Consider the following 9,609-nt stretch of genomic DNA (forward strand, 5'->3'; position numbering starts at 1 on the left):
CCGACTGGAAGGACGCGCCGAAATCACAGCGAAAGCCGCAGATGCGGCTCTCGGTCTCGGCTGACACACCCCAATGAACCGCAAGACTGTCTTTCGCAACCTGGCAATCGTGGCCGTAATCGTGCTCGCGATCTGGGGTTGGACCCTGCTACGGGACAACAATCGTGACTACAAGGCCGTCGACACCTCGGTGGCGATGACGCAGCTCAACATCAGGAACGTGTCCGAGGTCCAGATCGACGACCGCGAACAGACGTTGCGGATGACGTTGAAGGATCCGGTCGACGGCGACAAGAAGATCACCTCGAAGTATCCGGCGCAGAGCACCGACGAGATCTTCAACCGGGTGGACGCCTCGGGTGCGACGTATCAGACGAACGTCAACAAAGAGTCGTTCCTGATGCAGATGCTGATCTTCATCCTTCCGCTGGTCTTGCTGTTCGGTCTGTTCTTCTTCGTGATGAGCCGGATGCAGGGTGGCGGCAAGGGCGGTGTCATGGGCTTCGGCAAGTCCAAGGCCAAGCAGCTCAGCAAAGACATGCCGACCACCACGTTCGCGGACGTGGCCGGTGCCGATGAGGCCGTCGAAGAGCTCTTCGAGATCAAGGATTTCCTGCAGAACCCGGCGCGATACCAGGCCCTCGGCGCGAAGATCCCCCGCGGCGTGTTGCTCTACGGCCCGCCCGGAACCGGTAAGACGCTGCTCGCCCGCGCGGTCGCCGGTGAAGCCGGAGTGCCGTTCTTCACGATCTCCGGTTCGGACTTCGTCGAGATGTTCGTCGGTGTCGGGGCCTCGCGTGTGCGCGACATGTTCGAGCAGGCCAAGAACAACAGTCCGTGCATCATCTTCGTCGACGAGATCGACGCGGTCGGCCGCCAGCGTGGTGCCGGCCTCGGCGGAGGTCACGATGAGCGCGAGCAGACCCTGAACCAGTTGCTGGTCGAGATGGACGGATTCGGTGAGCGTTCAGGTGTCATCCTGATCGCCGCCACCAACCGCCCCGACATCCTCGACCCGGCGTTGCTGCGTCCGGGCCGCTTCGACCGGCAGATCCCGGTCGGCAATCCCGACATGGCCGGTCGCAAGGCGATCCTCAATGTCCACGCCCAGGGCAAGCCGATCGACGCCGATGCCGATCTCGACGGGCTGGCCAAGCGCACCCCCGGCATGTCCGGCGCCGACCTGGCCAACGTCATCAACGAGGCCGCGTTGCTCGCGGCCCGTGAGAACCGCACCACCATCACCGCCGAACTCCTCGAGGAGTCGGTCGACCGGGTCATCGGCGGACCTCGCCGCAAGAGCCGGATCATCAGCGAACACGAGAAGAAGATCGTGGCCTACCACGAGGGTGGCCACACCCTCGCCGCGTGGGCGATGCCCGACCTCGACCCGATCTACAAGGTGACTATCCTGGCCCGCGGCCGCACCGGCGGACACGCTCTGGCCGTGCCGGAGCAGGACAAAGACCTGATGACCAGGTCGGAGATGATCGCCCGTCTGGTGATGGCGATGGGTGGCCGTGCTGCCGAGGAACTCGTCTTCCACGAGCCCACCACCGGAGCGTCGTCCGACATCGATCAGGCGACCAAGATCGCCCGCGCGATGGTGACCGAATACGGTATGAGTGCTCGTCTGGGTGCTGTCCGCTACGGCCAGGAGCAGGGCGATCCCTTCCTGGGCCGGTCGATGGGCGCACATTCGGACTACTCACCCGAGGTTGCGAGTGAGATCGACGACGAGGTTCGCCGTCTGATCGAGGCAGCGCACACCGAGGCCTGGGCGATCCTCACCGAATACCGGGACACCCTCGACGAACTGGCGACGCAGCTTCTCGAACGCGAGACGCTGACCCGCAAGGATCTCGAGAAGATCTTCGACAAGGTGGCCAAGCGTCCCCGCATCACCACCTTCAACGACTTCGGTGCGCGTACGCCGAGCGACAAGCCTCCCGTCAAGACCCCCGGCGAACTGGCCAAAGAACGCGGCGAGCCGTGGCCGCCCGAGGTTCCGGAGTCGCCGGTCCTGACCAAGGCGGGTGCCCAGGCGCAGCCGGGTTCAGGTCAGAACCATCCCCAGCAGCCGGTTCCCGCGCAGGGCGGGACGCGTCCCGACTACGGCGCCCCGGCAGGTTGGTCGGCACCGGGCTGGCCCCCGAGCGGCGGTCAGCAGGGTGGGCAGCCTGACGGTGGGTACCCCAATGGTCACTACGGTCAAGCTCCAGTGAATCCTTATGGTCAACCGCAGAACCCCTACGGACAACCGCCCGCAAACGGACATCGCAATGGTGACGGCTACGGCGGTGGGCACCACGGAGGCGGCCAGGGTGATGAAGGCCAGAACGGTCGGCCGCCCTCAACCGAACAGAATGGACAATGACGTACCGCGAAGACCGCACCGCGATTGCCCCTTTTGATGCCGAGCGCGCCGAGCGCGCTGTCCGAGAGCTCCTTCTCGCCGTCGGTGAAGACCCGGATCGCGATGGGCTGAAGGAGACGCCGGCCCGGGTGGCCCGTGCGTATCAGGAGATGTTCGGCGGTCTGCACACCGATCCCGATGAGGTCCTCGCGACCACATTCGACGTCGGCCACGACGAGCTGGTGCTGGTCAAGGACATCCCGATGTACTCGACGTGCGAACACCACCTGGTGTCGTTCCACGGTGTCGCCCACGTCGGCTACATCCCGGGTGCCAGCGGCCAGGTCACCGGTCTGTCGAAGCTCGCCCGGGTCGTCGACCTGTACGCGCGCCGCCCGCAGGTCCAGGAACGGCTCACCACTCAGATCGCCGACGCGATCGTCCGCAAGCTCGATCCCCGCGGTGTCATCGTCGTGATCGAGGCCGAGCACCTGTGCATGGCGATGCGCGGCATCCGCAAGCCGGGCGCCACGACCACCACTTCTGCGGTGCGCGGGCAGTTCAAGACCAGTGCGATCTCGCGTGGAGAAGCCCTGGATCTGATTTCCCGAAAGAGCTAGTGCTGCAAGTCAGTGCCGTCATGAAGGGTCGGGCATCGTGAACACGGTCATCATGGGCGTGGTCAATGTGACCGCCGACTCGTTCTCCGATGGCGGCCGGTATCTCGACATCGACGCGGCGATCGCCCACGGTGTGGCACTGGTGGCCGACGGCGCGGACATCATCGACGTCGGTGGTGAATCCACGCGGCCGGGCGCCCAGCGGGTCGACTCCGACCTGGAGATCACGCGTATCCGGCCGGTGATCGAAGGTCTCTCGGCGCGGGGCATCGTGACCTCGGTCGACACCATGCGGGCCAAGGTCGCCGAAGCGGCGTTGGCGGCCGGTGTCGGCATCATCAACGACGTCTCCGGTGGCCGTGCCGACCCCGACATGGCGAAGGTTGTCGCGGAGTCCGGGTCGCCCTGGATCCTGATGCACTGGCGGCCCACCGACGCGGACTGGGCGCACTCGGGCAAGGCCGCCGGGTACAACGATGTGGTGTCCGAGGTCAGAGGTGAACTCCTGGAGCAGGTCGACGCGGCGGTGAAGGCCGGTGTCGACCCCGGTGCGCTGATCCTCGACCCGGGACTGGGTTTCGCGAAGACGGGCGAACACAACTGGGCGCTGTTGCAGCGGTTGCCCGAATTGATGGAGCTGGGGTTCCCGGTGCTCATCGGGGCCTCGCGGAAACGTTTCCTCGGAACCCTTCTCGCCGACATCGACGGGAACCCGAGGCCACCGGGCGGCCGCGAGGTCGCCACGGCCGCGCTCAGCGCACTGGCCGCAAACCACGGCGCGTGGGGGGTCCGGGTGCACGATGTCGCTTCGAGCCGCGATGCGATAGCCGTCGCCAAGGCGTGGAACGCCGGGGGATCCGGGCCGGAGAACAACGAAGTCCAGACGAAGGGGCGCAATGGCTGACCGAATCGAGTTGCGCGGGTTGAAGGTTCGGGGAAATCATGGCGTGTTCGATCACGAACGCGCCGATGGCCAGGATTTCATCGTCGACGTGATTCTGTGGGTCGACTCCCGGATCGCCGCGGCCACTGACGATCTCGCCGACACCGTCGATTACGGCGCCCTGGCGCAGACGACCCACGACATCATCGCGGGAACCCCGCGGAATCTCATCGAGACGGTGGCGGCGGAGATCGCCGACACGGTGATGCGCGGCACCGAGCAGGTGGCGGCGTGCGAGGTGACGCTGCACAAACCGTCGGCGCCGATCCCGTTGACGTTCGACGATGTTGCGGTGGTGGCCAGGCGGTCCCGCAAGGGGATGCCGTGAGTGGGGGAGCACCGCGGGCTGGGCGCGGACCGTTTGATGGGCAAGCACGGTTTGATGGGCGAACGCAGTGGGCTGGGGGAGTGCAGTGAGTCGTGCGGTGCTCTCGATCGGCTCCAACATCGGTGATCGCATGGCACATCTGCAGTCGGTCTGTGACGGTCTCGCGGACGTGGTGGTGGCGGTCTCGGCCGTCTACTCGACGGCGCCCTGGGGTGGCGTCGAACAGGAGGACTTCCTCAACGCCGTTGTTGTGGTCGATGATCCGGAGAGGGAGGCCGCCGACTGGCTGGTCACCGGGCAGGAACTCGAGCGGCAGGCGCAGCGCGTTCGGGAACAGTATTGGGGCCCAAGGACTCTCGACGTCGATGTGGTCTCGGTGAACCGCGCGGGCCGGGAGGTCGTGTCTGACGATCCGGTGCTGACGCTGCCGCATCCGAGAACCTCGCAGCGTGCGTTTGTGCTGATCCCCTGGCTCGACGTCGATCCTGCGGCAACCCTGTGGCAGGGTGGGGAGCCGATCCCGGTCGCCGACCTCATCGCAGTACTGCCCGGCGATGAACGCGCCGGTGTGCACCGCACCGACAGGCAGCTCGTGGCTCGCGGCACCGGGACGGACACCAGGCGATGAACCGTCGAACTCCGCAGCACAAGCCGGACGACGGCCGGATGGGGCCGACCCGGATCCGTGACCTGTCCGCGATCGCGGCAGTGGTCGCGGTGGTGGTGTTCTTGCTGGTGCGGGTCAGCTACGGGTCGATGCCGCCGCTGCCGCTTCTGGCCGGCATCGTGCTGTATATCCTTGCCGCACTTGAGGTTGTGATCGCTTTTGTGGTGCGCTCACGCGTCGACGACCGCGAGATCGGTGCGCACCGGGGACAACTGCATCCGATCACCGCCGCGCGAGTTCTGGCGCTGGCGAAGGCATCTGCGATCTTGGGTGCGCTGGCAACCGGGGTGTGGGCCGGGACGCTTGTCTATCTTCTGACACGGCAAGGCGAGCTCGCGGCCGCCCGGGAAGATCTGCCGAGCGCGATCGTCGGATTGATCGGCGCAATCCTCCTTGCCGCTGCCGCGTTGTGGCTCGAATATTGCTGCCGGACGCCGGATGATCCCTCCGAGGACCTCACCGCGTGATCGGGGTGACGGTGATCATGACCGGCCATCACACGACTTGCCGGGTGGGATGGCGAAATCGTTCGCCGCAGCCCGGTATGTTTGCCCAATGACCACCCCCACTGGCCGCTCGGCTGATGCCAGAAGGACGCGCCGTGGTCCGGGCCAATGGTTGCTCGGAGTGTTGCTCCTGCTCGCGCTCGGCTCGAGTGTATTCATGATCGTCACCTCGGAGATGAGTGTTGCCGGTTCGCTGGCGGTCATCACCGCGTTGTGGGCCGCGGTCATCGGTGCGATCCTGGTCACCAAGTATCGTCGTGCAGCTGATTCGGCCGACGCCAAGGCCCGTGACCTGCGGCTGGTCTACGAGTTGCAACTCGAGCGCGAGATCACTGCTCGCCGTCAGTACGAACTCGGCGTCGAGACCCAGGTTCGCCGCGAGGTCAGTGCTGAATCGGGATCCGAACTCGCCGCCCTCAAAACAGAGCTCCAGGCGCTTCGCGAGAGCCTGGAACAGATCCTCGGAGAACTGCCGGAAGAACGGATCGCCCTGTTCCGGGAGAAGCTGCCCGAGCTCGAGAACGGTTCGGCTTGGCTCAACCGGCCGGACGCCGCATACGCCTCGGGTTTTGCGGAGTACCCCAGCGACCTCGTCGATGACGGCGCGGTTGCCGAACAGGATTTCGCGTCCACCGCACCACCGGCCGGTGATGATGCCCCTGAAGGCGACGGTATGACCGAGATCATCCCCGTGATCGCGGCCGAAGAGCCCGTGCCCGCAGAGCCCGAACCGGCCACTGCTGAACCGGCGGCAACCGATCCGGAAGCAGCCGAACCGGACGAGGCCGCGGTTGAGGCAGAAGTCGAGGAGTTCGTCGGCGAGTTGGTCGACGAGCCGGACGAGGCCACCGCACCCACCGCAGAACCGGCGGCCCGACACGTCGGTGGCCGTCGCCGCGCCGACGAGCAGGCCGAGGTCGCTGCGGAGCCAGAGGGATTTGTCGATGACACCCCCACCGACGAGTGGGAGGTCATCGCGGCGCCCGAGGGCGGCATTCCCGACGCCCTGCTGGCCGAAGGCGAGGACTCACCGGACCATCCGGGCGCACACGCCTCCGGTCGTTCGGTGTCCGAGCTGCTCAAAGGATACGCGTCCACGTCGCCGAGTTCGGGACGACGTCGCCGCCGCAGCTGAGCCGTCCGGCGGAATGCGAACCGCCGAAGCAGCGCCATTCAAGTGAGGCCGATCACAGGAGTTGGCGGTTTCGTCGCTCCTGGATCTATCCTCGCTGCGAGACGTCTGGTACCCGGATCTGACTCATTCGACCGTGAATTGCATCGGTCGGGGGGTTGGTGGGACTGGAACGAATGATGGAGGACATCGGTGACCTCGACCGGGATTACCAACTGGCCCGCGCCTGCCCGCCTCACGGTGGGCATCGTGTCGGCCGGCCGTGTGGGCACCACCATCGGAGAGGCGCTCGAACGCGCCGATCACGTGGTCGGCGCGGTCGCAGCTTCGTCCACGGAATCCAGGCGACGAGCTGCAGAACGTTTGCCGGAATCAGAGATCCTCGCCCCGCACGAGGTCGCCGGGCGGTGTGAACTGCTCGTCCTGGCCGTCCCCGACGACCGCCTTCCGCTGGTCATCTCAGACCTTGCCGCATCGGGTTCGGTTCGTCCGGGCACGATAGTCGCGCACACCGCCGGTGCGCAGGGCGTCCGCGTCCTTGATCCCCTCACCGACATCGGCGCGCTTCCACTCGCGCTGCATCCCGCGATGACGTTCATCGGTACCGGTGAGGACACCGACCGGCTGAACAACTGTTGTTTCGGGGTCACCGCCGCCGATGAGGTCGGCCTGGCGATCGGGCAGTCCCTGGTGCTGGAGATGGGCGGTGAACCCGTCCACATCCGTGAAGACGACCGGACGCTCTATCACGCGGCACTGGCGCACGGCGCGAACCATCTCGTCGCCCTGGTCTGCGACGCCGCGGCTGCACTCGCCACGGTGCTCGACGGACAGGACGTGCGGCCGCAGCGGCTTCTGGGCCCGCTGTTGACCGCCGCCCTCGACAACACGCTGCAGTCGGGTCCGGCCGCGCTGACGGGGCCGGTCAAGCGCGGTGACGCCGCTGCGGTGGCCCGCCACCTCGAGGCGCTGGCCGCGGCGGATCAGGGGATCGCCGACGGATACCTGGCGATGGCGAGGCGTGCGGCCGCCTACACGAATCCGCCATCGGAACTGATCGAGCTCCTCGGAGGTGACCGCTGATGTCGAGCGCGAACGTTGCACCTGAAAAGCCCTACACCGCAGGCAAATTGACTGTTCATCGCGATCCGGTGATGCTGAACAAGATCAGCCGGGCGTTGCGGTCGACCGGTAAACGCGTGGTGCTGGTACCGACGATGGGTGCTCTGCACGCCGGGCATCTGGAACTGATCCGGGCCGCCAAACGCAAGGGTGACGCTGTTGTCATCACCTCGATCTTCGTGAACCCGCTGCAGTTCTCGGCCGGCGAGGATCTCGATGCCTACCCGCGGACCTTCGACGCGGACTGCGATCTGTTGCGCGCGGCCGGCGTCGAGTTGGTCTTCGCGCCGCGGGTGTCGGACATGTACCCGAACGGACCTCGGACCACCGTGCATCCCGGACCACTCGGCGCCGAACTCGAAGGGGCGTCGCGGCCGACGCATTTCGCCGGGATGCTGACCGTTGTCCTCAAGCTGCTCAACATCGCCGCGCCGATGGAGGCGTACTTCGGCGAAAAGGATTACCAGCAGCTGACACTGATCCGGCAGATGGTGCGCGACCTCGATCTCGACATCAGGATCGTCGGGGTCCCGACCGTCCGCGAACCCGATGGACTCGCGATGTCCTCGCGGAACCGGTACCTGAAGCAGGACCAGCGTGAACTCGCCACAACCCTGTCCGCGGCACTGGTTGCCGGGGCGTACGCGGCGGCGGACGGCGAGCAGGCCATCCTCGACACCGCCCGGCAGGTGCTGGGTCTGCGCCCCGAGATCGAGGTCGACTACCTCGAGGTGCGGGGGCCGGGTCTGGAACCGCCCCCGGCCAAGGGTGACGGCAGGCTTTTGATCGCGGCCCGGATCGGCAGCACTCGGCTGATCGACAACGTGGGTGTCGCGATAGGTACGGGATTCGTCGAAAGAGGAGAGAACACACCATGATTCGCACGATGATGACGTCGAAGATCCACCGCGCCACCGTGACGCAGGCCGATCTCCACTATGTGGGTTCGGTGACCGTCGACCAGGACCTTCTCGATGCCGCGGGTCTACTCGAAGGCGAGAAGGTGTCGATCGTCGACATCACCAACGGTGCACGTCTGGAGACGTACACGATTGCCGGCGAGCGCGGGTCGGGCGTCCTCGGCATCAACGGTGCCGCCGCACACCTCGTTCATCCCGGTGATCTGGTCATCCTGATCGCCTACGGCGGCCTCGATGAGCGCGAGATCGCCGAGTACAGCCCCCGGGTGGTGTTCGTGGACGGCAACAACAAGATTCTCGAGAGCGGCGACGACCCCGCGCATGCTCCGGAAGGTAGCGGGCTCCTGGATCCGCGCGAATTGATCTCGACCACACCCTGACCATGCTGCTCGCCCTGGACGTCGGCAACACGAACATCCACCTGGGTGTGTATTCGGGGCGCGGTGACCATGCCCGGCTGATCCGGGACTGGCGCATGCGGACCGAGCCGCGGATGACCGCGGACGAACTCGCCCTGACCATCCGCGGGCTCCTGGGCCCAGACGTCGATCAGGTCACCTCCGTGGTGGGTCTGTCGACGGTCCCGTCGTTGCTGCGGGAAATGCGGGTGATGGTCGGGAAGTACTACGGTGTCGGACCGCATGTCCTCCTCGAACCCGGTGTGCGGACCGGTGTTCCGCTGCTGGTGGACAATCCGAAAGAAGTCGGCACCGACCGGGTGGCCAACGCACTAGCGGCGTACACGGCCTACGGGCGCGCCTGCATCGTCGTCGACTTCGGGACCACCACGCTGGTGGATGTCGTCTCGGCGAAGGGTGAATTCCTCGGTGGCGCCATCGCGCCCGGGATCGATCTGGCCGTGGAGGCCTTGGCCACCGCGACGGTGACGCTACGCAAGGTGGAGTTGCTGCCGCCTCGCAGCGTGGTCGGCAAGAACACCGTCGAGGCGTTGCAGTCGGGCATCCTCTACGGATTCGCCGGCCAGGTGGACGGTCTCGTCACCCGGGTACGGCGG

General features: G+C 66.3%; 11 protein-coding genes. All 11 read left to right on the plus strand.

The features are described from left to right. Window positions 1-73: 73 nt before the first annotated feature. A complete protein-coding gene (gene ftsH, locus VIQ49_RS18585; protein ID WP_331887272.1) occupies window positions 74-2,377 on the plus strand; it encodes an ATP-dependent zinc metalloprotease FtsH in 2,304 nt (767 codons plus the stop codon). Then, window positions 2,374-2,976: a GTP cyclohydrolase I FolE gene (gene folE / locus VIQ49_RS18590; protein ID WP_331887274.1), complete on the plus strand. Its 603-nt coding sequence runs from the start codon at window positions 2,374-2,376 to the stop codon at window positions 2,974-2,976. The genes ftsH and folE overlap by 4 nt, the downstream gene beginning before the upstream one ends. A gap of 52 nt (window positions 2,977-3,028) precedes the next feature. After that, a complete protein-coding gene (folP, locus tag VIQ49_RS18595; protein ID WP_331887292.1) occupies window positions 3,029-3,880 on the plus strand; it encodes a dihydropteroate synthase in 852 nt (283 codons plus the stop codon). Further along, on the plus strand, window positions 3,873-4,247 hold the full coding sequence (folB, locus tag VIQ49_RS18600; protein WP_331887276.1) for a dihydroneopterin aldolase: 375 nt from the start codon (window positions 3,873-3,875) through the stop codon (window positions 4,245-4,247). Before folP ends, folB begins: the two co-directional genes overlap by 8 nt. An 85-nt stretch (window positions 4,248-4,332) precedes the next feature. Then, on the plus strand, window positions 4,333-4,875 hold the full coding sequence (gene folK, locus VIQ49_RS18605) for a 2-amino-4-hydroxy-6-hydroxymethyldihydropteridine diphosphokinase (RefSeq protein ID WP_331887278.1): 543 nt from the start codon (window positions 4,333-4,335) through the stop codon (window positions 4,873-4,875). After that, window positions 4,872-5,381 (plus strand): DUF3180 domain-containing protein, encoded by a 510-nt coding sequence (locus VIQ49_RS18610; RefSeq protein ID WP_331887280.1) that lies wholly within the window; start codon window positions 4,872-4,874, stop codon window positions 5,379-5,381. The genes folK and VIQ49_RS18610 overlap by 4 nt, the downstream gene beginning before the upstream one ends. Before the next feature lie 88 nt (window positions 5,382-5,469). Beyond that, window positions 5,470-6,555 (plus strand): DUF6779 domain-containing protein, encoded by a 1,086-nt coding sequence (locus VIQ49_RS18615; RefSeq protein ID WP_331887282.1) that lies wholly within the window; start codon window positions 5,470-5,472, stop codon window positions 6,553-6,555. 189 nt (window positions 6,556-6,744) lie between these two features. Next, on the plus strand, window positions 6,745-7,635 hold the full coding sequence (locus VIQ49_RS18620) for a Rossmann-like and DUF2520 domain-containing protein (protein ID WP_331887284.1): 891 nt from the start codon (window positions 6,745-6,747) through the stop codon (window positions 7,633-7,635). Further along, entirely contained in the window at window positions 7,635-8,552 is a 918-nt protein-coding gene (panC, locus tag VIQ49_RS18625; protein ID WP_331887286.1) for a pantoate--beta-alanine ligase, read from the plus strand. Before VIQ49_RS18620 ends, panC begins: the two co-directional genes overlap by 1 nt. After that, window positions 8,549-8,974: an aspartate 1-decarboxylase gene (gene panD, locus VIQ49_RS18630; RefSeq protein WP_331887288.1), complete on the plus strand. Its 426-nt coding sequence runs from the start codon at window positions 8,549-8,551 to the stop codon at window positions 8,972-8,974. The genes panC and panD overlap by 4 nt, the downstream gene beginning before the upstream one ends. 2 nt (window positions 8,975-8,976) lie before the next feature. After that, window positions 8,977-9,609: type III pantothenate kinase (locus VIQ49_RS18635; protein WP_331887290.1), on the plus strand; the 633-nt coding region annotated here is incomplete at its 3' end.

The organism is Williamsia sp., assembly GCF_036566845.1.
In the GTDB taxonomy this organism is placed as follows: Bacteria; Actinomycetota; Actinomycetes; order Mycobacteriales; family Mycobacteriaceae; genus Williamsia.